Origin of the sequence: Helicobacter cinaedi CCUG 18818 = ATCC BAA-847, from assembly GCF_000155475.1 — a bacterium.
GTDB classification, from domain to species: Bacteria; Campylobacterota; Campylobacteria; order Campylobacterales; family Helicobacteraceae; genus Helicobacter_C; species Helicobacter_C cinaedi.
Map to the genome: position 1 here is coordinate 378889 of NZ_DS990391.1, position 24657 is coordinate 403545.

Sequence of the window (24657 nt, forward strand, 5' to 3'; positions counted from 1 at the left end):
CAATTTTTTCCCACACGCCATTTTTGGCAATCCAAAGCTCTTTTTCCTGATTAAAGGCAATTTCATTGATGTCCATTGATAAATATTTATCAAGCTTTCCCAAAAGGGTTTCAAGTATTTTTGAACGCATAATTATCCTTAGAGTTGTATTTGCTCATTAAGCTTTTTAATGCGTGCATACTTTTTCTCAACCTTGTCCTGTAAAGCCTTTAGCTCTTTGACTTCCTTTTCTATCACAATCATTGTGCTAAACTTGCTTTTTTTCATATTAATATCCTCCATAAGAGCATTAATCTCATTTGTGGATACACGGCTATTTGCTATGTTGTTTAACTCTTCCATTTGTTACTCCTTTGTTTAGATTTTTGCCTATTGAAACCGAGTTTGTGATGTGATTCTATGTCATTTGTCCTCCTTAAAATTTATAATTTAATTCGCTTGTGCAAGTCCAGCAGCTAAAATTTTGGCAATTTGCTCCTTTTTGATAAAAGTTTGTTATCCAATCATTAAAATCTTTACTCAATTTTGTTTGCTCATCTTTGTAGAATCCCTCATTGAGTTCATAGTAATTAAGGGCTTTTTCATCAAGATTTAGAGTGTTTTCTCCTATTTTTACTTCTCTAAATGTTTTCTTAAATGTAGCCCCACTCGGATCTTGGTTTTGTTTATATTCACTGCCATCAGGTCGCAAATACACCTTGTATGAAGTTACATCTTTTAAAACATAGGTGGTTGTCCATTTGGTAGTTCCTAGATGATTTTGTCCGCAAGCAGTTCTCTCACATCTATCTAGATTCAAAAATCCACATTTTTCTGTGTAAGTGTATGTGGTATTTTGCTTTTTATTAATTACAAAATCTTTAGGAGGCTCTCTACTGATTTCCTTTTCCTTATAAGTAGAGCTTAAATCTTGATATTTCATTATGTATTCACTCTTTTTGCCCCCTTGCACTGAAAAATCACAGCTTGTAACAGGCACTTCTTTATAATCTACTTGGTCATAAAATGTAATTTCTGTCCTTTTCTTACCTTGTAAAAGCACATCATCCATTTCCCAATCGCCACAAGCTTTTTCTACATAGTCAAACTCCGCATCAGTTTTTACGCCTTTTGTAATGTAGTGTTGCTCTTTTGTGTATGGATCTATATAGTATTGATTGACTATTCTTCTTGCTTTTTTGGTTTTGTCATTTTTTTCATAATCCACTAGCTCTTCTTTGATATTGCCATAGGCGATACAATCTGTTGCCTCGTGGATTAGTCCATCAATGCCACGAAAGAGAATCTGCGTTACAAAAAAGCTTCCCTTTCCGCCTCCATAGTCTTTATCTGTTGTTTCTAGCTCACATCGTGTGTCATCTTTGTAGAGATCCACTCTGTATTCATCTCCAACTAAATCCACGCAATCACCCACGGTCTGCACCTTGTTTTCATTATCTACATAGTAGAATTGTGTTTGTTTAATGGCTTTGCTATTTACAAAATCAAAGCGATACTCGCATTTTGTGTCATCTCGCACTGCCATTTTCTCTACACAATTCCCATCTTTATCAACGATTGATAATATGATTTGATTTTCTAAAAATTCAGGCACTTTACAATATTGAGCACTCCACTTTGAATCAGTTTGTGTGCCATCATCGCCTGTTGTAGTTGAGCTAATAGGAAGATATGGAATCTGTCCGGAGGGAGTTTGCCCTCCCACAGATATATTTCCTACACTTGAGCCTTGAGAGCCTTGAGGGCTTGAGCTTTGTTGAGATTGTTGAGCTTTTTTAGCTGCTTGATTATTGCTTTCCCCTTTAGCATCATTTTGCAATATTGTTGCAAACTCTTTAAACTCATTAGGATTTTCCCCTTTTAATGTAATAAGAGAGCCTTTTGGCAGCTTTGCATTTTCACTTTTTAATTGCCTTACTATGCTGGGAGGTTGTTTAAGGGTAAAAAGTCTGCCATTTTGGCTTAATCTATCAATGCTAAAGACGACTTTCTTGTTATTTACACGATATGTGCCTATGCCTTGCATTTTTTGATTATCGTATGTAATATTGGCAGTCAATGTGCCACTTGCATTTCTAAAGCTTATTTCATCTTCAAGAGCAATTTCTATCTTAGCATACGCTAAACTTAGGACTAACACTAAAACTAGAAGTAGCTTTTTCATTCATATCTCCTTTTATCTAATGGAATCTTCATAAGGATCTTCCTCTGAAGTTGGTTTTTCTACCTCTTTAACTTCATTGAAGAATCTTGCGAGAGTCTCATTGTTTTTTGGTATGGGGATAAAAATATCCTGACTTGGAGCAATAAAGATTCGTGATCCCTCTCTAATTGTGATAATGGGCTGAATCTTAATTTGCTCTTGGATTATGCGTTGAATGATTGAAGAAACATCTTGTCGCATACCTGATAGGATTTGACTTTGCATATATGCGTTTGCAATGTCTGTATTGCTTGTTTTGTTGTCTGGATTCTGATTCATAGCATTAACCGCTAAAAGAAGTCCATTTGATAGGGTAGAAAGGCTAAGTGGTATGCCATAGCGTTCAAAATTGCGGCTATGCACTTCTCCTACCAAGCCATTATAACCTTTCACATCAGCACCTTTGGCATCTGTTAGCATAATGTTAATGCCTTGCGGCGTGATAATGCGTGTCCAAATAACTTGCAAGCGATATTCTCCTATCTTATTGTTGTTTTGATAAAAGCCAATAACTCTTGAGCCTTTAGGGATAAGCACAGCCCTCCCCATTGCTCCATAGATATTGGTTTCAACTTGTGCTACCACATTGCCGCCTATTTGTGAGGATATGGGTCGCACTAAAAAGGCAGGAATCATTCTATCTGCCGTGATTGTTCTTAATAATTTATGCTCATTTGATCCCTCATCTTTGGCATCTAGGTTTGTAAAACTATCTACCCCGTATTCTTTGTTTTGCTGTTGTTCTTCAGGCTGGGGTATTTCAAAGCGTGAGGCAAGTAAATTATTAATTTTTTGTTGTTTTGGAGAGGCTTTTTTGCTATCAAACTTTTGATTTTCAACTGCTACGGCATCGCCTATAAGGTTTCCGTCCTCATCATAGAATAAATAAGGATTTTTTTGATTATTTGCTCCATTTTCATTTGTTGCATTCTCTTGTGAATTTTTATCTTTATCTTTCCCAAATGGGTCTCTTTTTCCCCTGCCTATGACATTGCCATCTTTGTCTTGTGTTATAAAATTGCCATTTTCATCTTCTATAATCTTGTTACCATTCTTATCGGTGGTAATTCTTTTGCCATCATCTACAATAACCTTATTTCCATCCTTATCATAGAAAACTAGATTGCCTTGCTCATCTCGTTTGACTTCCACGCCACTTTGGGAATATATCTTCTCTTCAGGTTTAAGATATTTTCTATTGCCATTCTCATCTAAGGTGTAGGGTCTGCCTTGCTCATCAAGGTAGATTCTATTCCCATCTTTATCATAAAGTATGGGGTTACCATTTTCATCAAGCTCTATATTGTTGCCTTGTGCATCTTTTAAATCCTGCATTAGTCTTTTTTTCTTTTCTAATTCTTGCTGCATTTCTAATAATTTTTGTTGCTTTACTAACTCTTCTTGCATTGCTTTCATATCCGCATCTATTTGCGTGTAATTTTTTTTATTTTCTAATTCCTCCTTTTCTTTTTTGAGTTGCTCTATTTGTTTAGCCTTAGAATCTTGAAATAAATAATCTTCAAGCGGAAATTTGGTTTCAATCTCATCAATATCATCATCATTCTCACTTAGAGCCGCCAAAACAATAAACAGCCCCACAAAAACGATGATAAAAATAATAAAAAACTTATTTTTTAAAAGCCCCATAAGATTCATTTATTGTTTTGCCCTTTGTTGTTTCTCTTCTCTTTCTTTTGCCTTTTTTAACAGCTCTAATTCCCTTAAACGCTTACTATTATTGTAGATTTGCTCATTGATTTCTGCTTCGTTTGCCCCTGCATTTGTGCCTTTGGCTTTGTTATTTTGAATTTGAGGGCTAGAATCTTGAGATTCCGCACTCTTTTTTTGTTGTTTTGCCTTTTGTTGCTCCTGCTTTTGTTTCTTTGCATTCTTTTGGAGCTGTTGTTTTTGGAGCTGAAGTATTTTTTGTTTTTCTTCTTCACTATGTTGTTTTGGTATGGTTCTTACATCTTCATCAGGGAATTTTTCCTTTACGATAAGTGGCTTATCTACTTTTCTAATGCAAATGTATTCATCTCCCATTTTTAAAGTCCATTTTTCGCTTAGATCTTCAGCAATGATGTAGTTGCCTACGATTTTGACATTTACAGGATTATCATATCCATCCACGACTTTAAAGAGAACAGGGAATTTAGACATTGCATCTTCTCTATCAAATTTGAAGTAGGTATAATCATTGTCGTTGAATATATCTATTGGCATCATTCTTACTGACATTGGGCTTTCTTCTTTGAGTAGCCATAATGTCTTCCAGCTTCGTGTGGCTTTTGGCACTTGGACATAGCCCCTTTTTATTTTGGCTTTTTCTATTTGAATCTTATTTACCCTATCGCCTATGCTGATAAATTCGCCATCATCCTCTTCTAGGGCTTCGTATTCAATGCGTTTATATATGTTTTTATTTTTGTTTTTAGCCTTTTTGTTGTGTTCATCTTCTTCAAGATTTGTCATAGCAATTTTGCTGATACTTCTATCTTTGCTTACAAACACCGTGAATGCTGGGTCTCTTCTATTGGTAAAATGGGTTGAAAAGATATAAAAAGTATAAATTGTGCCGCTTTCGCCAATGACTGTGAGATTTGTATCTATGCCTATCATTTTTGGGCGGATAGTAATAATATTACTTAAATCCCATTTGTCTTTGCCAAGCTCTTTAAGCTCAAAGCCTTGTGGGTCGCCAAAAATGACTTGTGCGATTTTGTCATTATCAAACACAATAGTGGTTGTCATTGCGTATCTTGTGCGTATTTTATGCGTGTCGCCATCTCTATGGATAATATTTACCGTGTTATCTTGTGGTTTGCGTTTAGGATTCCAAAAATGCTTTTGCACTGAATCTAAAAACATCATTTTGTTGTTTTCACTACTTGAATCTTCACGATTTTGAAAATCTTCATCGGCAAATACCGAGCCGTCCTCATCTACAAAAGTATTTTTTTGTGGCTCACTGAATGGAGATTCTGCGGCAAAAGTGGAGGCTGCAAAAATGCAAACTAAAAGATAGCGGTAAATATTTCTCATTTTTATTCCTTTGATTGATTTGTATTCTCTTGTGATTTGTTTGTGTTTTCTTGTTCGTTGTTGTTTTGTGTGTCTTGTTGTGCTGTATCTCCACTATCATTTTGAGATTGTGTAGCCTTATTGTCATCTTGGGTTGCAGGTTCTAATTTATGTGTTTGACTAGGAGAAGAAGTATCTTCTTGGTCTTGCGTGCTTGTGCCAAACTTCTTTTGTGTTTTGTCATTAATAGAGCCTACAAGCCTTTTAACCTTATCCATTTGCGTTGTTGCAAATGTTTTAAAGGCTTCTTTTGTCTCTTGATTTTCCTTATAATCATTGTAAGCTGCCTTGAATGAAAACTTATTTTTCTTTAATACACTAAAGAGTGGCTTATATGTAAAAAAGCCTACTCCAATTATTGTGCCAACTAACATACTACCGATCATTGTTACTCCTTATGAAAATGGATTTGGGGTTGGTTTAGCCCCATTATTTTGGTTTTGTGGGGTTTGAGATTGTGATTCTTGTATTTGACTTTGCTGTTCCTCCTTATTGTCTTGATTTTGTTTTTGCTTTTCTTTCATCTCTTGAATCTCTTTAAGCAAAACCTGCCTTTTTTCCCTTTCTGTAAGCTTTGAATACTCTTCATTGCTTATAGGGTTAGTGTTACTTTGTGTGGGTAGATTCTGCGGCTGTGGTTTTGGCTCATTATTTTGTCTTTGAGAGCTGTCGTTGTATTGGTATTGCCTTAAAAAGTCGTTACTATCGCTTTTATCTGCTTTTTTAATCTTTGATTTTTGCGTTTTAGGATCTACCTTGTTTTCTTCTTCAAGCTCTTTAATGGTTGCAATTTCTGTTACCGCATATTCTTGCACTTCAAAGCCTGTTGGGTTTTTTGGTAAGCTATCAAAATCAATATCAATAGTGTTGAATTTATACATTATTGTGATTTTGTAGCGTTTTTGACTTTGAATAATGCCCTGTGATAGCAGAGTGATAGCTACTTCGGCATTGGCATAGCCATTTTTCCATTTAGCAATATTTACAATCTTTACTTCTCTTGTGAGATGACTATTGCCATAGACTGAATTTTCTTGTGCTACGATATTTTCAAACACTTTCCACACTTTGCCTGTGCTTTGCATTCTAATGACTTCATAGCGTTCTTCATCATCAAAGTGATTTATGGTTTCACGATTGATGATGTAAGAGCCAAGCAAGTTTCGTATAAGGGCTTCGTTGGCTGTGATAGTTTCATTAGCTTTTTCAATATGCACAAAGTTTTGGGTGGCGTTTGAAAATCCCACAAGATAAGGCTCTTTCTCTTTTAAGGGAAAAAGAGTGATAATGAGTATAAGCTCAATCACAACAATGGCGATAAGCAATTTATTGAGATTAATAACAAAATCATAAGTCTTTTTTTCAGCAGCAAAAACGCTATTGGCATCTTGAATCGTGTCAAATATTGTTTCAAGCTTAATATGATGAGGCGTGTTCATCTTTTTAAGCTTACTTTTGAGACTTTCAAGATACTTAGGCATTGGTTTTTGCTCCTGTGTCTTTTGAAAGGTGTTTTCTATATCAATATAGCTTTCTTGAGACTTTTCTTGTGATTCTTGGGTTTTAATCTCTTCACTCATTACATTTATCCATTAATTTTTGTTTGTGGTAAGTCAAGACAAGCACAAGGGCTTTTTTTCATCTCGTATCTTTTAGAATCTCGCATAGCCGCACATCCAAAATGTGCAAAAATAACGCAGATTAAACAGAGAGTTGTAAGTATGTGTTTCATTTTTTATCCTTTTCCACTAAGTTTATTACCTAAGCCTTTAACAGCATTTGTTCCTGCTGATATACCTTTTGATAGAGCATTGTTTGTAAAATTACCTGCTTTGTTTTTATTTATTGCATCATTTGCTTTTTCTCCTAATTTGTTGCCTCCTAGTTTATTGGATAAGCCCATTGTGGCAATACCTGCTGCAGCATTGGCTATACCTCCTAAACCTCCACCTGCAGCTTGATAAGCTGCTTTGGCTGGAGCTGTTGCACTTGCTACACTTGCTGCTGCACCTGCACCTGTTGCTAATGCCATAGCTCCTGTGGCAGCTGTTGCCATACCTTTGCCTACACTTGTGCTTGATCCCATAATATTGCTTAGAAAATCAGGAACTTGCTTGACTAAAAACACACATATAAAGCAGCCTATAATGCCTAGAGCTATATAACCCACTATTGTGGCTTGTTGTCCTGTTACTTGTATCATACTTGCATTTTCAAATGCTTTGTCATCAGGCATATTTGAAATGACATAATGAGAAACTTTTGTATTAAAGAATGCGATAGTTAGCACCATAGGCTTATACATTGTGAGTGTGATAAGAAACATTATGTATTTGCCTATGAGTCCTCTTGTTTGAGGCAAGAATCCAAGAGCCACAATAATAATGCTTAAGCTTTTCCAAATCATTACTTGAAGTGAAGCTACAATAATTATAAATAGGACAAGGATTGTAAAAATAAGGGTGCATAAAAAATAAGCAATTCCTGCTAGAAGTTGAGAGATTGTGCCTTGCATACCTGTAAAGCCAATGCTTATATTGACTTTTTCCAGAAGCTGTAAGCCTACATTAAGTGCTTGTTGGATAAGCACATCTATGCCCCCATTAAAATTCCCTGAACTTGCTTGGGGCTGTATGTGTGAGACTGCTCCTAGAATCTGTTTTGATATGGCATTTGAGGGATAATCTATAAGATAGCTAAAATATTGAAAATAAGTTTGTGGATTGTGCATAGCCCAATTAAACAATGCGAGATAGCAAAGCATTAAAACAATAGCAATCATTGTTTTAATTGTGAAAAGATCATTATCTTGCATTTTTTTGACTGCAAATGTAATGATAATTATCATACCAATGGCTGTAAATAGAATATGTATCTTTAAGACATTCACAAGTGAGGCTGTAAGACTTGTGCCAAAGCTACTTGCAATACTTTGGAATAAATCCATAATGAAGTTATATATATTAGGCATTTAAAAACATCTCCTTCCAATTAGGGTGTTGAACCTTAAGTTTTTTGATAGTATTAACGGTATCAGAATCTGAACTTAGGATTTTTAGATATTTGCCAAGTCGTGCGAGATTCACATCAATAATATTGCTCTTTGTTGGGTCTATGAGATTTTTAATCAATACTTTTCTTTCATTTTGTCCAGTATTGACAAGGAAGTTAATCTCATTATCAGCAAGATGAATGTTGTATTTGGCAAAAATCTCAATGTCTGAAGTAGGGAATATGATAATATGAGCTAGGTTTCTTACAAAGGATTCTGCATTTTTAACATTATCAAGCTGGTGCATATCTTGAAATGCCATAGCAAGCACGCTATTAACCTTTCGTGCTTGAGTGAGCGTCAAAGCAATTCGCTCATTAAAAGTTGGGTTTGAAAGATAGCTTTTAAACTCATCAATAAAGATAAAACAGCCTTTATTGCTGTTTTTCGCACGATATATCATTTTGTGAAAGAGATAATGAGCGATAAGCCCTGCATCTTTTTCATTTTCAATGATAAAGTCCATATTAAGCGTAGTGAGCTTTTTCTTAAACTCTAGGGCATCGTGTTCTTTATTAAAAAGTGGGTTTTGCAAATATCTCTCAAGTTGCAAAGGTATATGCTGATCATTTGTCTTTACGATGTTTTGTTGCACATCTTTAAGTGAAAATCTTTGCCCCTGTGGTGTAAGATGATGATACAAGTTTCTAATAACAGATTCAATGCTTTTAAGTTTTTCGGCTTCTTCTTGTGTTGTTGGTTCAGGATTCAATCCTATCATTGACACAAGCCAAGAAGTAAGAAATGTTACAGATTCTGTATCATCAGGCAATGTAAAGGGATTAATATAAAAATCCTCTCCATTATTGTATTCCCCATCTAAAAACTCTGTAAAGCTATAAAGCCCATTTAGTCTATCAAGGGCGAGTAAGTCTATATCGTATTTAAAGAGATTTGCCATTAAAAATGAAACAAGTGTGGTTTTACCTGCACCTGTGCCGCCCACAATCATAGTGTGTCCCACAACTTGTTTTGTATCATCTGCGTGAAAATTAAAGAGATATGGCGACATACTTTGATTTTTAAGTAAAGTAACAGGCGTATCGCCCCAGCTATTTTTGGTTTTGCCTAGATATTCTTTTTCAAATAGAATCATTGTGCTAATGCTTTTGCTTGTATGTGTGCGTTTTCGTGCATTAAGGAATGATTTGTTAGGAAACATACTAAAAAATGTGGGTTGGAGATTGAGTGTTTCATTCACAGCAATCAGCCCTGCATTTTTGAGTTCATTTAAGATTGTGCCGCTTGCTTCATTCAGCTCATCTTTGCTTTTTGCCTTAATGAGAATGGTGTAAGATAGATTTTGCATATAAAGCCTATCAGAATCTATCATTTCTTTTAAATCGTGTAATTGAGCCTTAGCAAAGCTTGGAGCAAGTTTCATTTTTTGTTTAATTTTTGCTTGAGCTTTTTCTTTTGAAATAGAATCTATACTCAAATAAAAATCAAGCTCATAATGAGAATGTAAGATGTTGCTGATTGTAAGGCTTGTTATCTCTTCTGTATCGTAGGCTTTAATGCCAATAAAGCGATTAAAGATTTTATGTCCGTTAAAATCTTGTATGAAATAATCTTTATGAAAGCTCACTAGGCTGCCTATGTAGCTATCGCTTAATAGTCCATTGTGAGCTTTGATTGGAATATATACACCATTAATATATTCAGCATAAAAACGCAAAATATCTGTGGAATTAAGCATTTTAGGTTCATAGATAGAAAGCGTTTGCATAAATCTCTCAATGGTAGCTTTAAGGATAGTTAGCTTATTAACATAAGTGATGTTGTTATCGCTATCCTCTGTGATTGATGTTGTCATCTCAAGCTTTTTCTTTTCAAAAAAGCCTTTTGTGCCTGTATTTTTTGTTTCAAAAATTACAAGGTAGCTATTAACAAATACACGCTGATTGTTCTCCCATTGATTGATTAATTTTGAAGCATAGATATTGTCTATCTCATATTTTCTATTGTAGGTCATCTCTCTTCTACGCACCACAATTCTTGCTTCCATTGTGTCATTGAGTGCATTAAGAGAGTTAATTCTATCAATAGAGAGGTCAATTAGTCTTTGCTCTGTGGCAGAGTTATAATTAAATCCCTCAAGCTCAATAGCTCCTACAAAGTTTTCTCCTTTGGTAATAAGGAAGTATTCATCATAGATTCCTAAAATATTATTTTCTTCACACATTGAATATTGATTAGGCAAAGCGGAATAGATAAAGTTAGCTATACTGCGTTTAATTTTTTCTGTGATATTCATTGTATAGTCCTATGTGCTTCTATAAGGCTTTGAGATGTTTTTTGTGGCATTGCAAAATAAAAACTTACCGATATAAGAGCTATGCCACCAAAAAACAAAAGACAATGAAATATTGCTGATAGTATTTTCCATAGCATTGCTTATCCTTATGGATAATAAACAGGAATGCCTGTTTTCATTTGTAGATTTGATAAGGCAATATCTACAATGTCATCATCAAAAAACTCTGCGATATAGAAAAATGTCAATATGCCTATAAACAAAAAGAATGAGTAGATTCCAATGTGAGGCTGTGTAATAAGAGCAGTCATCACTGAAATAACCCAAGACTTGAGATTAAGTCTTAGGAATTTCTCTCTTTTTGTTAGCTCTCTTATGTTTTCAGTAGCAATAAAATTAATTTTTAGCATTATGAATCTTGCCTCTTAGCTTTGAAAAGCCCATTGAGAGATTGTATCTGCGTTCATAATAAGCAAGGTTGCTGCAATAATGCCCACGCATTGCACAAAAATTTCTTTCCATCTCTCAAGATTCTTAAGAAAATAAATACCTACTGCTATAATGATAAGTGTGCCTATGGCAACGAGAGCTGTTTTAACCCAGCTAAAGATTTTTGTAACCATACTATTTAAGTCAGCACATAGTGCAACTTCTGGGAGCAGCATTGAAATTGCTGCGATAACTAAAAATTTAAACACTAAAGATTTTCTATCTTGTCCTTGCATTGTGATTGGTCTCATTTTTTTTCCTTTGAAATTAAGATTAAGCTGCCATCAGCTTGAGTGATTTTTTGAGATTCGCCCTAATGATCTGTTGATGATAGGGGTGTGAAAGACTAGGAAGACTCTTACCTGTGATTTGCTCGTAGGTAAGAAGTGCTGTAAATTGTAAATTGTGTGTGTTTTCAAACTCAACGATGATGTTTTTGTAGCTTTTTGTTTTTGTTTGACTTGGGGCTAATCTCCATTGCTCTTCATCAAGCTTAAATTTCTTCTCTTGTAGCCCTTGAGTTTTGATTATCTTGTTAATGATGTTTTGTATATTCTTGTAGAATCTCGTTGGTATTTCTGCTGTTGGGGTTGGAAGATTGATTCTACAAGATGAAGTGCTTTGAGTTTGTTTTTGTTCTGTCTCTGCCTTAGAGATTGCAGCTTCATAGTCAAAAAGCTCTACCGCATAAATCTGTCCTTTCCTAGATTGCGTTTTAAGCAATTTAAGATTTTCTAATTGCTTGAGCCAAGATTTGATTGTTTTTTCGCAAATATCAAACTCATAGGAAGTGTCTAGAATATTGAAAATTACTCTTCGTGTGCTTCTTAGAGAAGATTTTTCAATTAAACCCATAAGAAACAAAAAGATTTTTGGATTCTTATACGCCTTAAAATAAGGAAGTAAGAGCTTATAAGTTTTTGTGAGAATAAACTCTCGTTTTAATGCCAAGTTCAAGTCTTTGGTGGAAATGTAAGACATTCATTGCTCCATTCCTCCTAAAACTTAGAGTTTGCTTTAAAATACAATTTTAATCAAAAACTAAAATTCATTTTTGTATAATCCCCACTTCCAAAAATTTGGAAGCACTTTTTTATAAGGACGCGTAGCTCAGCTGGTAGAGCAACTGACTCTTAATCAGTGGGTCCAGAGTTCGATCCTCTGTGCGTCCACCATCCTTTCACATTGCTTTAGCACTCCTTAACAATTCCACTTTTTGGCATAACACAAAGACTTTTGGTATATTTGCCCTTTTGTAGTGTGATTTTAAATGGCTGTTGCAAAGGCGTTGGAATCTTGCCGCAATATGGCACACCTAGCCTGTCAAAGTAGATTCTCCCTCCGCCATTTTCCCTGCAAAACCTATCAGATTCTAAAAACATCTGCTCTATTCCAAAATACTCACCCAAACGCACCTCTGCTTGTGCATTATTCTTACATTCCTGTGCGGTATTTGTATTATTATACGCACTCAAGCATTTTCTATCCATATTTTTTAAAATCATATCTCCCGCCATTGGACGACTATCAAAGTTTGTGTTTGTAGCGTGTCGTGGTGTATCCGCATATATGCTATAACTGAAAGTTGTGTAGATTCTGCCTAGATGAAATTGTATCTGCCACATCGCATTGTGATGTTGCTGCATTAATGCTAAGGCGTTGCTAGAAGGATAGAATCTTAGCAAATCTCTAGCAGATTCAAGCTGTATCAAAACAACATCATCACTCAAAGCGGCAAGTTGCGTGGCTCTAATATGCGTAGCAAGGCTTTTATATGCACTCTCAAGGCTATGATTTGCCTTGATAGAAGGGAATGAAAAGAGCACAAGCATAAGCGAGAGAGCGATAAGAAATTCAAAAAGCTTCATTGTAGCCTATGGTGTTTTGGGATTTTTAGCTTTATCTATCTGCTTATTTTTATGAGCTTGTGTTGTGCTTAAAGGTTTGCCAGAAGAAGTTGGCACAACCACAAAGCTTGCCACCTTTTTACCCAAATATACAATATCAATCTCATCTACATAGCTTTCATTCAAATCAGTAATAGGCAGCAAATAGGGGTTTTTTTCGCTTTTTATACCATAAAATCGCAATGCCAACTCTAGCCTAGAATCACTCACTTTGATAGATTCTATTCCACGAGATTGAAGCACATTTGCCACATCTTTGCTTATGTAATATGAACTTGCAAAGTGATTTTGCACACCAAAAAGATACAGCACCTTGTTGCCATACAACACCAAACTTTGCATACATAATAATGCAAAAATCACCACAAATCGCCGCACATACACTGCCCTAAAATTTGGCAAACGCACTCTCATATCAGCAAAAAAGTGTCGTATCGCCACAGGCAATGCCACCACACTCATAGGAAATAAGCTCTCCAAATCCACATCTTGCCGCAATGAGAGCAACATCACAAAAAACATAGAAGTCGCACCAATATCTACAAGGATATTGTTTTGCTTTTTTAACGCATTGACAATCGTGTAAAAATAATACACCAAAAGCAAGGGTGAAAAATACAATGCCATTTTGCCAAGATTCTGCAGAAAATAATTGCGTGGCGAGCCTGAAACATCAAACCCAAATATATACATATTTAATGCAAAAAATACAAGCGTGATAAACATACCAAGCGTATTTTTATTCCTTAATGTATAAAAAAACAAAGCAAAAAATAAAACCGCAAAACTGCCATCTAAAAATACCGCTACAAACATCATCACATAAGGCATTCTCTTAAAACGCATTTGATAATAACAGCACAAAAGCGATACAAAGATGATAAACCCACTCTTTAGCACAAGCAAAGCACTCAACATTACCCCGGGCAATAAAGCATACACCAGCACTACAATCAAGCTATCGCGTGGCTTTTTAAGATAAAGTCTTGAGATTCTATACATTAAAAACATATTACCTATATGTAAAAGTATCAAAGGCAAACGCAAAACATAGTCATTCCACCCAAAAGTATCAAGGAAAAACCGCACCACCACAAAAAGTAAATCCTGTGAGTAAAACACCCCTGCAGCTTCCCTATGATGGATACTCAAATCCCCACAAGCAAACAGCAACATTCCAACATTAATTCCTAGAATCAAGCAAAACAGCACATTTGTGCGGAGATTTGAAGTCCTGTATATATCCCACATATCTTTTAGCATAGTCTATCTAAATGCCTTTTAGTTAATCTCATTAAAAAAATATCCATAGTTTTTAAGGCTTTGGCGGATTTGCTCCTTATGCTCTTGCCCCTTTGTTTCTAACGCCATTGTTACCAACGCATCGCCATATTTGAGCATTACTGAAGTCCTATCGTATTCAATCTGCACGATATTTGCCCCAACCTTGCTTAAAATATCCGTTAACCCCTGCAAACTCCCGGGCTTATCAACCAGCACGACTTCAAGCTTCATCTTGCGATTTGATTTGAGTAAGCCCTTTTCAATAATCACATTGAGCATTGTAATATCAATATTCCCTCCACTTAGCAGCAAAGCAATTTTGTCACTTTGACTAAAACTAAATTTCTTATGTAACACACTCGCTACACTAGCCGCCCCAGCCCCCTCCACGACAAGCTTTTGCTTTTCAAGCAAAAATAAAATCGCATTAGCAATCTCTTCATCATCTACACTTACTATCTCATCTACGCATTGCTGTAATAACGCAAAATTATCCGCATTCACATCACGCACAGCTATCCCATCGGCAATACTCCGCACAGATTCTACTTTTTCAATTTTCCCACTGACAAATGACCTTTTCATCGCGTCCGCTCCACTTGCCACTACGCCAATAACTCGCACGCTAGGCTTTAGTGTCTTTATCACACTGCCAATACCCCCAAGAAGCCCACCTCCGCCAATAGGCACAACCACTACATCTATGTCATTTTTTTCTTCTATTATCTCAAGCCCTATACTTCCTTGCCCAGCAATGACAAGCTCATCGGCAAAAGGGTGGATAAACACCAAATCCCGCTCTTTTGCTATCTGCAATGCCCTTTCAAACGCCTCATCATAGTTATCCCCACAAAGCACCACTTCCGCCCCCAACGCCTTAGTCGCACTCACTTTCAATAATGGTGTAGCCTCAGGCATTACAATCACAGATTGAATCCCAAAATGCCTAGCACTATATGCCACACCTTGAGCGTGATTCCCAGCACTTGCGGCAATCACACCTTGAATCTGCCCTGCCTTATAAGATTCTGCCTTGCTAGATTCCACTAATGAAGCGATTTTATTAAACGCCCCGCGAATCTTAAACGCTCCTGTAAGCTGAAGATTCTCTTTTTTGAGATAAATCTCACCGACAGAGAGCTGTGAAAGCACAGGTGCATAACTTAGCGGAGTATGAGCTATCACGCCCTGTAATCTCTGCCTTGCTTCTAAAACCCTATCATAAATGTGTCGCATTGCTATCCCCTTATTTTTTAGTATTTTTAGCGTGTAGTAACTTTTTCATATCCACAAGCAATGGAGGCAGCCCAACACCAATGCCAGAGAGTATAATAAACATTATGCCAAAGCTTGTAGCAAGATTTGGTAAATTATCCCCTAGCAACACACCAAGAATCACGCTAAAAACCAAACGCATATAATCAATAGGTGCGACAATACCAGCAGGAGCGGACATATACGCCTTTGTGAGATAATGCTGCCCTAGTGTCCCAAACAGCCCAAGTAGAATAATATGTAGCCAATCTATCCCTTGTGGCATAGCCCAAGATTGCGCAAAAAGCGGGATTTGAGCCACACTTACAATAAGTGTAATGACACTCATCGCCACGCCTGTGGCAAATACAGGCACCCACGAGCTAAAATAATCCTTTAATGCCCTAAGATTTAAAAACGCCACTGCCATAAATAACGCACTTGAAATACCAAAAATAACATTTTCTAGCCCCATTGCATTAAAATTTGGATTGCAAATCAGCAAGATTCCACAAAAGCCTATAATCGTAGAAAGCACCACGCCTAAATGAAACTTTTCCCCCAAAAATAAAAAAGACAGCAACACCACATATAAAGGCATACTTTGACTAAAGGCTGTGGCATTGCCAAGTGAAATAGTCGCAATATTATAAAAAAGTGCCACAAAGCTTAAACCCCCAGCGATTGAGCGGGAGAGCAAAAACACATAGCCGCCTTTTTTATGACTAGGCTTTTTCATAGGCTTACTCAAACACAGCGGCAGCAAAAACAGCACCATTAAAAATGAGCGGAAAAACGCCACTTCCATAGATGGCAGAGTAAGAGAGAGAATCTTAGCCTCCGCACCCATTAACGCAAAAAGCAAAGATGAAAACAGCATAGCCAAAATGCCCTGTGTGAGATTTGCACTCATAAAATCACACTCCTTTAAATGTGGCATTATAGCAGTTTAGATTCTTAAAAGCCTAGAATCTCAAATAGATTCTACCACCTTATCATACTCAACACAGCAAGCATCTCTATTTTTTAGAATCTTTGAGTGCTTCTTATTTTTTCTTTAAGGGGGAGGGGTTTGAATTTGCAAGTGTGGATTTGCTTCGCTACACGCGAAATCACCCCTCCCCCTTAAAAATCCCCCACCCGATGACGCTTTCAAGGTTATGCTTCGCACTTACATTGATTTTATGTGTGGCAAAGTCGTGCTTTGCCACTGCTTAAGATTCTACAAATGCAGATTCTATTTTTAGGAATGCCCTTTGCTTAAAACTCCGCAAAGACACTACAAAGGATTGTAAATGCTTACACGAAGTTTAGGAATGTCGCTCCTTGGAATCTTAATACTTTCCATCGCCCTTTTTTCAAATAAAGCCTTAGCCTTTGAGCCTAGCATTGACTTTAACGCGCCAGACTGGGTAGAAGAGCGAGAATCTGCGGATAATGATGTCCCAGAATTACCCAAAGCAGGAAGCCTTTTTGGCAGTGGGGATAGACCGCTATTTTCTGATAGACGCGCAATGAAGCCAGATGATCTCATTACGATTGTGATTAATGAAAATGCTAATGCCAACTTCACTACAAACAAAAACTATAATGGTGCAAGTGGCGGGAATGTAACACCCCCAGCCATTGAATACACAGGCAATAACGAAGAGCAAAAGCAAATAGTCCAAGAGCTAAACGACCAAGCTGCCTACAATCTCACAAAGGCAAACAACACTTCAAACTTCCAAGGTGGAGGCGCACAAACGCGTAATGAAGCCCTAAATGCCACACTCACAGCAAGAATCATCAAAGTCTTAGATAATAACACCTACTTTATCCATGGCAGACGCGAAGTGCTAGTAGATGGCGAAAAGCAGATTCTAGAATTAAGCGGCGTGGTGCGATCATTTGATATAAGCAAAGATAATGTCGTGCAAAGCAAACACATCGCCAATGCCAAAATCGCCTACACATCAGCAGGACCCATCAGCGATACCAACCGCAAAAAGCCCATTAGCGATGGTATAGAATCGCTCTATCCATTTTGAGTAAAGCATTCTAAGCGAAGCGAAGCCCTGTTAGAATCTAAGCTTTAAAATCTTATCCCTTTTCACAAGGGCAACACCACAAAAAGGAAAGGTAGTGAAAATGAGAAAAGTAGCCCTTATCCCCGCACGAGGCGGGAGTAAAAGAATCCCAAATAAAAATATCAAAGATTTTTGTGGCAAACCTATCATCGCCTACCCCATAGCCACCGCATTAGAATCTAAGCTTTTTGATGAAGTCATTGTCAGTACAGATTCTCACATTATCGCTCAAATTGCCCTTGATTATGGAGCAAAAGTCCCCTTTATGCGTCCAACGCATTTAAGCGATGACTTCACGCCAACTGCTGATGTGGCAAATCACGCCATAGATATGCTAAATCTTAGCCAAGATGACCTGCTTTGTGTCATCTACCCTACCGCCCCACTGCTAAGTGCTAAGAGTCTGAATCTAGGCTATCTCGCCCTGCAGGATTCTGCCTATCTTTTTAGTTTCGCTGCTGTGGCGTATGACTACACGCCATATCGTAGCTTTTGCTTTAAAAACGGCGAGATTGCTATGCTTTTTCCAGCCCATTATGCTAAACGCTCCCAAGACTTGGAGCAAGTCTATCACGATGCGGGGCAGTTCTACTTTGGCAGAGTGGGGGCGTGGCAGGAAGCTCTGCCTATCTTTGCCCCGCATTCTTATGCTATTATCCTAAAAAGCTATCAAGTCCAAGACATTGATACGCTAGATGATTGGCAAATGGCGGAGATAAAGTATAAGTTGCAGGAAAGTTTAAGTGATGAAAAAGCTTAGAATCTAATCAATTTACTTAATAAAACATCAAAAACCAAATAAAATTATAAACTTTAAAAATCTTTAAGACATCGTTCTATGGCTTGACGCACATCATCAGCTTCAGTATCCCCCTGCCCCTCTGCACTACAAGTAAAAACTAAATCGTGTGTTTTTGAATCTAACATTTGAATAGTAACACTCAAAGTATATCCTCCTAGCCCTCCCAATACATTTCGCTTATCACCCTGCCCATACTGAACAAGAAGTGTCGGTTTGTCATTAGGACTACTTAAAATAACAAAGCCTTTTTTCATTAAGATTCCAGAAATCACATCTGCAGGATTTATACTTTTTGAGCTAGAAGCACCAAAACCTCCACCTGTGCCATACCCCATATAAACAGCTCCACTTCCTGAAGTCAATGTTTGTGTTTGTCCCACAATGGCATACCTATACATACTTGTATCTTGCAATTTATTTACCTGTGTTGGCTTTAAAATCGCACAGCCATTCATAATAAAAACTAAGAGTCCAGTAATAAATACCTTTTTCATTTTTTCCCCTTGTTTTGAAAATTAAAAATGCAACTATACGATATATTTTCTTAATTTTTATATATAAACGATTTATTGTCATAGTTAGCTTTAAAGAGAGTTTTAACTTAAATGCCAAAAATATTAAAAGGCAAAGCATAATGAAATACACTCAAAGAGACAAAGCTAGAATCTTGCGTATCACGACACGCACATTGCAGCGGTGGAGAACGACAAAGCCAGAATTATATGCGATTATAGAAGCAGGATTTAAAATGCGTGAGAATCTCGCTCAACAGGAGCTATATCACAAGGAGATTTTAGAGCTTATTAAGTCCATAGACCCAAACTCCACGCATTCAGCCTAAAGCTTACACTTTCAGCAAAGCTAAAGCCTTTTATAAATCTCTTGTTGTAAATCTTGTTTTGGTAAAAGTGTGATTGTGGGGAATTGTGTGCGGTTAAAGGTAGCTTGGCGTTTGGCTAATTGACAAGTATGAAAAAACAGCTCTTGTTTTAGAGATTCAAGGCTTGTAAGTTTGCCTTGTAAAAATGCTAAACATTCCTTTGGACCGATAGCGTTTAAAGGCGGTATGCCCTCCCCATAAGATTCTACAATCTCTTTTATCTCTTCCACAATGCCTTGCTCTATCATCTTTTGACTTCGCTTTAAAATATCAGCCCTCAATTCATCTCTTGGCTTATCTAGGGCAAAAATCTCTAAAGGCAGGGGAAAAGGCGTAGGCTTATGCGTGGCAAAATACTCGCTAGGCTTTAATTGCGTGGCTTTGTAGAGGCTTAGGGCTTTGTGGATTCTGTATGTATCTTGCGGGGCGATTTTTTGAGCGTAATCCATATCAATGGAACATAAAAAGGCATAGCACTCCTGCAAACTTCCTAGAGATTCTATCCACTTTTCATAGCATTGCAAGTCTGGCATAGGGCTTAAGCCTTCTATAATGCTTTTTAGAAAAAAGCTACTGCCCCCAACGATAAGCAAGGGCGTATCGGGCTTAAGATGAAGCACACATTCGCATAAAAGTGTAAAAAAAAGCATAGCATTGCTTTTTTCACTTGGGCTTAAAATATCTAACGCGTGGTAACGCACCTGCGTTTTTTCCAAAGGCGTGGGCTTGGCGGAAGCTATATCAAAGCCTTTATAAATCCCTAAAGAATCAAGGCTAAAAATCTCACAGCCCTTTTGCAAGGCTATCTCGTGAGCAAGGGCAGTTTTACCACTCCCACTTGAGCCAAGGATAGCGATGATTTTAGGCTTAGAATCTAAGGCTTTATTTGTAAGAGCCTGCAAAGCCTTACTAAAGCGTGAATGCAAAGATTCTGTATTTTGCATAGAATCTTTGGTGATAGAATCGTGCGTATTTTGTGGCACTTTTTAAATCTCTTATTTTTGTAAGGGCTAGGCTTTTAACGCATAATAAGATTTTAAAAATACCTTATTTGCTTCACCTGTAAAGTCCCGTAATCCAAGTCTCTGCAAGGCAAGTTCAAAGGCATTGACTACCCACAAACTTTGGGATAGCGGGATAAGCCCCATTTGATTAATCCGCACAATGCTTGTCTTTAGCCTATCCTGCCCCCCTGCGACATTAAGATTAAACTCTGTCTTTAGCACTTTGCGTAAATTCGCCGCATTTGTCTCATCATAAATGGTATTCATCGCTAGGGCTGGGGATTTGGGGTAGATTTTTAGCCCGATAGATTCTAGGGCTTTTTGCGTTGATAGGCTTCTAGCCTTTGTATCTTTATAGATTTGCTCCATTCCTTTACTTTGTCCGCCATTTTGCGATTCATTTTGGGACACAAGCTCAAAATACTTCGCAAGTCCGGTGATAATTGTCGTTGGAGCAGTCCAAGCGGTGGTGTTTTTGACTTGATTTTTTAGCTCGGTTTTGAGATTAAAATAAAAGCCCACATCGCGTTCTTCAATCTTTTGTATCGCTTGAGATGATAGCCCAATAATGCTTAAGCCCGGTGGCAGCATAAACGCCTTTTGTGAGCCGCCAATAAGGGCGTCAATATGACTTGTATCAATGGCTTCAACGCCCATTGCCGTAATGGCATCAACCACCACAATAATATTTGGATTATACTCCTTAATCGCCTTAGTTATGGCTTCTGCTGGGTGTCGCAACCCCCCTGCAGATTCACACATCTGCATACAAAAGCAGTCAATATCCTTATCATTTTGCAAAATCTCAAGCACAGATTCCACACTCGCTGGGGTATCCCACTCATTTATAATCTCTGTATATGGAATCTTATGAGCCTTGGCGATTTTGCCAAAGCGTTCGCCAAACTTCCCGCTATTGACACTTAGCATTTTTTTAGCACTAAAAGTCAGCACACAAGCTTCCATAGCCCCACTGCCGCTACTTGCAAGCATTAAAACTTCTTTCATTCCTAAAAGCTCTAAAAGCCCCTCCCTAGCTTTAGCAAAAATGCTTTCAAACTCTGGGGTTCTGTGGTGGAGTGTAGGCTCACTCATCGCCTGACGCAAAGATTCTGGCACGGGGGTAGGACCGGGCGTAAAAAGTAATGGAGTAGATGGCAACATAGGCTTCCTTTTAACTTTGGATTTGAAATGGTGATTATACCCTTAAAGTTATAATTTATGCTTTATGAGTGGTGTGGCAGCTTTGTAATCACGCTCTGCCTTTGTGTTTAGAATCTGTGAAAAATACCGCGGGTGCATTCCGCCATTGGGACGCAAGATCGCAATATTTTCCTTTGTGAAACGCTCCCCCTTAGCAATATCTTTTGTAACCCAAATGCTTCTAGCAAAGATTCTGCGTTTTTTAAGCCTGTTTTTATCAATGCTCGGTTGCTTTTTGCCAAGGGCTAGGGCAGTGTTGCGGACTTGCCTTGCCATCGCACCAAACTCATCTTTATCCATACTAAAGGCACTATCCACGCCTCCTAAGGACTTATCAAGGATAAAATGCTTCTCAATCATACACGCCCCAAGGCTCGTAGCGATAATGGGGCAGAGACTGCCAAGCGTATGATCTGAAAGTCCAACTTTAATATTGTATTTTTTATATCTTTGCTTTAAGCCTAGCATTGCTTTGATATTTGCAGATTCCAAAGGTGCTGGATACTCACTCACACAATGCAAAAGCGTAATATCCTTGCTCCCATATTTATGGCAAAGTGCAAGGGCAGATTCAATCTCTTTGTGCGTGGCAATGCCGGTGGAAAAAATAATAGGCTTTTTAGTCTTAGCAATCGCAGCAATCAGCTCATAGTGCATAATCTCAAAGCTTGCAACCTTATACATAGGGCATTGCAAAGATTCTAAAAGCTTCACGCCCTCCACAGAAAAAGGTGAGCTAAATACGATTAGTCCTAAACTTCGTGCAAGTGAAAAAAGCTCTTTATGCCATTCCCACGGCGTTTGGGCTTTTTTATACAAATCATACAGATAGGTATTATCCCACAATGTCCCGCCGCTAATGGCAAAGGGCGGATTCTTAGAATCTAGCGTTAGGCAGGAGGGCGTGTAGGTTTGTAGCTTCACACCATCAGCTCCACTTTTAGCAATGGCATAAATAGAATCTTTAGCAATTTGCAAGTCTTGCTGATGATTAGCACTTAGCTCGGCGATGATAAGTGGGGGCTTCATACACGCTCCTTATACATTAAGATGACATTGTGATATATGCTTTGTGAATCTTTTATCTCGCGTATAAAATCGTGCAAAATCCCCTCTTTTGTATAGCCCATTTTTTCATAAAATGCTATGGCTTGGGTATTGTGCTGTAATACTTCAAGGTGCAAGGTGTGTAAACCTAGCTCATTAAAAGCATAAGATTCTAAAAACTTTAGAATCTTAGCCCCCTTGCGTGAAATGCTAGAATCTACATTTTTATAGATTCCAATAAAGGCGTGGCGATGGGTGAGATTTATCCTTGTGAGTGAGCCTACGCCGATATACTCATCATTTTCCTGCAAGAGCCAATATCGCTTTGTATTATCATTTGCAAGGTTTGCTAGAAACGCGGTGTGAGATTCTGGGCTAATAAAAGTGGCATACATCCATTTAGCGATGTCTGGGTGATTTCGCATTTGCAAGATGGCTTGAGATTGCGTAGGATTAAGCTTTGGAAAAGGCAGGGCTTGAATCTTAGCTGTTTCATTTTGAGCTGTGCTGTGGGGGGTGGCTAGGTTTTGAATTAAGCTTAAAAGGGCAGATTCTAGCTTTGAGCCAAGATTTAGATTTTGAAGATTTTGCTTTAGAATCTTAGGGGGATTCTCCTGCCAAGAGAAAAGCGTTTCAAGGGCAGATGGCAAATCTTTTGCGTGATAAATCACGCCTTTTTTCTGCCATTGCTCTATATGAAAGGCTTGATTTTGTGCAGTTTGTAAAATGACACTAGGGATTTTAAGCCTTAATAATTCAAGCATACTGCCACCCCCTGCACTTAAGGCATAATCGCAAGTTAGGGCTAAGTGTAAAAACTCGCTAGGTGTGAGATTGTGATACATACTAATGAAATTTTCAAGGGGCTTTGGAATGGCGATTTTATGGGGATAGCCACCGCCTAGCACGAGATGAAAATGACACTGCCCCACAGGCACACTCATAAGTAAATCAGCGAGTAAATCAATAAATCTTTGGGAGAGATTACTCAAATCTACACCGCCAAAATTCACGAAGATTTGCTTATTTTGATTGTGGGCTGTGGGCTTGGAATCTTGTGCAGATTCTAATGGTTTAGATTCTATATGTTGGGGCAAAATCATATATTCTTCCCCACACCACAAGTGAGAATACCCCTTAAAATACGACTTAGAATCTGGCGTGGGATTGAGAATATAGCAATCCTTTGGATAGACATCACGCAGGGTATCATCAAGGCAGATGAGTGCCTTGCTGTGCTGAATTAAACGATGATAGAACCACTCTTGTGCCTCATAGCTATCCACAATGGCAAGTTCAAGCATTTCAGGCTGGGTGGATAGCCACTCATAGTTTTTACACTCAAGCTCAATATGTGAAAGTGTGGAATCTAGCAGAGTATTTAGAGATGGCGGGGTGTAATCGCCGCGATTATGCAAAGTAATGGCGTGGATATAAGGGAGCTTTGTCAATTTTACAAATATGGCGATGAGTTTTAAAGAGCGGTAGAAATGCCCTAGCCCATAGCCCTCCCCACTCTCGCAAAAAATATCAATACGCATTTTATACCTTTTAGTTTTTACAATGGATTTTACGGAGTGGGTAGCAAAGTTAATTCCATAATTCATTCCAAAATTATATAGGGCTAGAATCTAGCTAGATTCTAAGGCGTGGAGCTGACTTTAAGATTTTGGTATTGATGAATTTGTGTGGCTTGTGGGGATTGAGCGTATTTTATAGGGCAGAGTTGCAGTAGGCTTGGAAATATTGTTTTTCAATGTCATAAAGCTCATAGCGAATCTGCTTAAAAGTGTGAGTGTCGCCTAGATGTGGAGCAAGTTTGGCATATTCCTCCAAAACACGAGCGGATTCTTGAGTGCGTTTAAAATTAGCCATAACAAGGGCGTTGAGATTTTCTCTTAACAGCTCATCTTTGCTACTTTGTTTTGCTACATCGCCTTGAATATCTCTATAATCAAGTAAGTTTAGTGAAGCAGAAGATTTAAGTTTATGTCGCAGTGTTTTGCATAAGGAAGAGAGTGTTTTATCATTATGAAAGTAGCGGAGCGTATCCTCTATGACGCGGATACCCTCCCTTAAGCGATTGAGATTAGCATCTATAACTCTGCCAATCTCCATTTATTCC

The 24657-nt window shown here is 37.8% G+C and carries 26 protein-coding genes and 1 tRNA gene; 4 read left to right on the forward strand and 23 right to left on the reverse strand.

Annotated features, from left to right (window positions below; all coding sequences use genetic code 11):
- Positions 1–138: 138 nt before the first annotated feature.
- From HCCG_RS02065 to HCCG_RS02115, 13 genes are all read right to left on the reverse strand, one after another.
- Positions 139–342 carry a hypothetical protein gene (locus HCCG_RS02065; protein ID WP_002955730.1) on the reverse strand — a complete coding sequence of 68 codons (204 nt, stop codon included), beginning with the start codon at positions 340–342 and terminating at the stop codon, positions 139–141.
- Positions 343–415: 73 nt separating this feature from the next.
- On the reverse strand, positions 416–2164 hold the full coding sequence (locus HCCG_RS02070) for a hypothetical protein (protein ID WP_002955731.1): 1749 nt from the start codon (positions 2162–2164) through the stop codon (positions 416–418).
- Positions 2165–2176: 12 nt separating this feature from the next.
- Positions 2177–3538 carry a DNA type IV secretion system protein ComB10 gene (locus HCCG_RS02075; protein ID WP_110550382.1) on the reverse strand — a complete coding sequence of 454 codons (1362 nt, stop codon included), beginning with the start codon at positions 3536–3538 and terminating at the stop codon, positions 2177–2179.
- 321 nt (positions 3539–3859) lie between these two features.
- On the reverse strand, positions 3860–5245 hold the full coding sequence (locus HCCG_RS02080) for a TrbG/VirB9 family P-type conjugative transfer protein (RefSeq protein WP_002955733.1): 1386 nt from the start codon (positions 5243–5245) through the stop codon (positions 3860–3862).
- Between the two features lie 2 nt (positions 5246–5247).
- Positions 5248–5670, reverse strand: a complete 423-nt coding sequence (locus HCCG_RS02085) for a hypothetical protein (protein WP_002955734.1) — start codon at positions 5668–5670, stop codon at positions 5248–5250.
- A gap of 9 nt (positions 5671–5679) precedes the next feature.
- A complete protein-coding gene (locus HCCG_RS02090; protein ID WP_015453833.1) occupies positions 5680–6864 on the reverse strand; it encodes a VirB8/TrbF family protein in 1185 nt (394 codons plus the stop codon).
- 5 nt (positions 6865–6869) lie between these two features.
- Positions 6870–7016, reverse strand: a complete 147-nt coding sequence (locus HCCG_RS11895) for a hypothetical protein (RefSeq protein WP_154645866.1) — start codon at positions 7014–7016, stop codon at positions 6870–6872.
- Positions 7017–7019: 3 nt separating this feature from the next.
- Positions 7020–8255, reverse strand: a complete 1236-nt coding sequence (locus tag HCCG_RS02095; protein WP_002955736.1) for a hypothetical protein — start codon at positions 8253–8255, stop codon at positions 7020–7022.
- Positions 8248–10593: a VirB4 family type IV secretion/conjugal transfer ATPase gene (locus tag HCCG_RS02100; RefSeq protein WP_002955737.1), complete on the reverse strand. Its 2346-nt coding sequence runs from the start codon at positions 10591–10593 to the stop codon at positions 8248–8250. Before HCCG_RS02100 ends, HCCG_RS02095 begins: the two co-directional genes overlap by 8 nt.
- The gene (locus HCCG_RS11900; RefSeq protein ID WP_154645867.1) at positions 10590–10730 is read right to left on the reverse strand and encodes a hypothetical protein; all 141 of its coding nucleotides are present in this window, start codon (positions 10728–10730) and stop codon (positions 10590–10592) included. Before HCCG_RS11900 ends, HCCG_RS02100 begins: the two co-directional genes overlap by 4 nt.
- Before the next feature lie 9 nt (positions 10731–10739).
- Positions 10740–11003, reverse strand: a complete 264-nt coding sequence (locus tag HCCG_RS02105; protein ID WP_002955738.1) for a hypothetical protein — start codon at positions 11001–11003, stop codon at positions 10740–10742.
- Between the two features lie 15 nt (positions 11004–11018).
- On the reverse strand, positions 11019–11333 hold the full coding sequence (locus HCCG_RS02110) for a hypothetical protein (RefSeq protein WP_002955739.1): 315 nt from the start codon (positions 11331–11333) through the stop codon (positions 11019–11021).
- Positions 11334–11355: 22 nt separating this feature from the next.
- Complete coding sequence (locus tag HCCG_RS02115) at positions 11356–12063, reverse strand: hypothetical protein (protein ID WP_002955740.1); 708 nt, start codon at positions 12061–12063, stop codon at positions 11356–11358.
- A 118-nt stretch (positions 12064–12181) separates the two neighbouring features.
- On the opposite strand from HCCG_RS02115, the gene HCCG_RS02120 reads away from it, so the two are divergent.
- Positions 12182–12257, forward strand: a tRNA-Lys gene (locus tag HCCG_RS02120).
- 15 nt (positions 12258–12272) lie between these two features.
- Here HCCG_RS02120 and HCCG_RS02125 read toward each other — a convergent pair.
- From HCCG_RS02125 to HCCG_RS02140, 4 genes are read right to left on the reverse strand one after another with little or no spacing between them, the layout of a single operon-like run.
- On the reverse strand, positions 12273–12950 hold the full coding sequence (locus tag HCCG_RS02125) for a hypothetical protein (RefSeq protein WP_015453834.1): 678 nt from the start codon (positions 12948–12950) through the stop codon (positions 12273–12275).
- Between the two features lie 6 nt (positions 12951–12956).
- Positions 12957–14252 (reverse strand): hypothetical protein, encoded by a 1296-nt coding sequence (locus HCCG_RS02130; RefSeq protein ID WP_002955742.1) that lies wholly within the window; start codon positions 14250–14252, stop codon positions 12957–12959.
- 18 nt (positions 14253–14270) lie between these two features.
- Complete coding sequence (gene ilvA, locus HCCG_RS02135; protein ID WP_002955743.1) at positions 14271–15509, reverse strand: threonine ammonia-lyase; 1239 nt, start codon at positions 15507–15509, stop codon at positions 14271–14273.
- A gap of 10 nt (positions 15510–15519) precedes the next feature.
- Positions 15520–16440: a DMT family transporter gene (locus HCCG_RS02140; RefSeq protein WP_002955744.1), complete on the reverse strand. Its 921-nt coding sequence runs from the start codon at positions 16438–16440 to the stop codon at positions 15520–15522.
- 403 nt (positions 16441–16843) lie between these two features.
- Between HCCG_RS02140 and flgH the strand changes: the two genes are divergently transcribed.
- Positions 16844–17557: a flagellar basal body L-ring protein FlgH gene (gene flgH, locus HCCG_RS02150; protein ID WP_172618409.1), complete on the forward strand. Its 714-nt coding sequence runs from the start codon at positions 16844–16846 to the stop codon at positions 17555–17557.
- Positions 17558–17657: 100 nt separating this feature from the next.
- Positions 17658–18356, forward strand: a complete 699-nt coding sequence (gene pseF, locus HCCG_RS02155; RefSeq protein WP_002955746.1) for a pseudaminic acid cytidylyltransferase — start codon at positions 17658–17660, stop codon at positions 18354–18356.
- 53 nt (positions 18357–18409) lie between these two features.
- Here the strand turns inward: pseF and HCCG_RS02160 are convergent, their stop codons facing one another.
- Positions 18410–18892: a DUF4136 domain-containing protein gene (locus HCCG_RS02160; protein ID WP_002955747.1), complete on the reverse strand. Its 483-nt coding sequence runs from the start codon at positions 18890–18892 to the stop codon at positions 18410–18412.
- A gap of 140 nt (positions 18893–19032) precedes the next feature.
- Here HCCG_RS02160 and HCCG_RS02165 point away from each other — a divergent pair, with 140 nt between their 5' ends.
- Positions 19033–19239 carry a hypothetical protein gene (locus tag HCCG_RS02165; protein WP_002955749.1) on the forward strand — a complete coding sequence of 69 codons (207 nt, stop codon included), beginning with the start codon at positions 19033–19035 and terminating at the stop codon, positions 19237–19239.
- Positions 19240–19259: 20 nt separating this feature from the next.
- On the opposite strand, the gene miaA is transcribed toward HCCG_RS02165, so the two are convergent.
- The 5 genes from miaA to HCCG_RS02190 form a co-directional block, all read right to left on the reverse strand.
- A complete protein-coding gene (miaA, locus tag HCCG_RS02170; RefSeq protein ID WP_014667609.1) occupies positions 19260–20261 on the reverse strand; it encodes a tRNA (adenosine(37)-N6)-dimethylallyltransferase MiaA in 1002 nt (333 codons plus the stop codon).
- Positions 20262–20288: 27 nt separating this feature from the next.
- Complete coding sequence (locus HCCG_RS02175; RefSeq protein WP_014667297.1) at positions 20289–21446, reverse strand: pyridoxal-phosphate-dependent aminotransferase family protein; 1158 nt, start codon at positions 21444–21446, stop codon at positions 20289–20291.
- Positions 21447–21494: 48 nt separating this feature from the next.
- The gene (gene pseI, locus HCCG_RS02180; RefSeq protein WP_002955752.1) at positions 21495–22514 is read right to left on the reverse strand and encodes a pseudaminic acid synthase; all 1020 of its coding nucleotides are present in this window, start codon (positions 22512–22514) and stop codon (positions 21495–21497) included.
- A complete protein-coding gene (gene pseH, locus HCCG_RS02185; protein ID WP_002955753.1) occupies positions 22511–24073 on the reverse strand; it encodes a UDP-4-amino-4,6-dideoxy-N-acetyl-beta-L-altrosamine N-acetyltransferase in 1563 nt (520 codons plus the stop codon). Before pseH ends, pseI begins: the two co-directional genes overlap by 4 nt.
- 172 nt (positions 24074–24245) lie before the next feature.
- A complete protein-coding gene (locus tag HCCG_RS02190) occupies positions 24246–24650 on the reverse strand; it encodes a hypothetical protein (RefSeq protein ID WP_002955755.1) in 405 nt (134 codons plus the stop codon).
- Between the last annotated feature and the right edge of the window lie 7 nt (positions 24651–24657).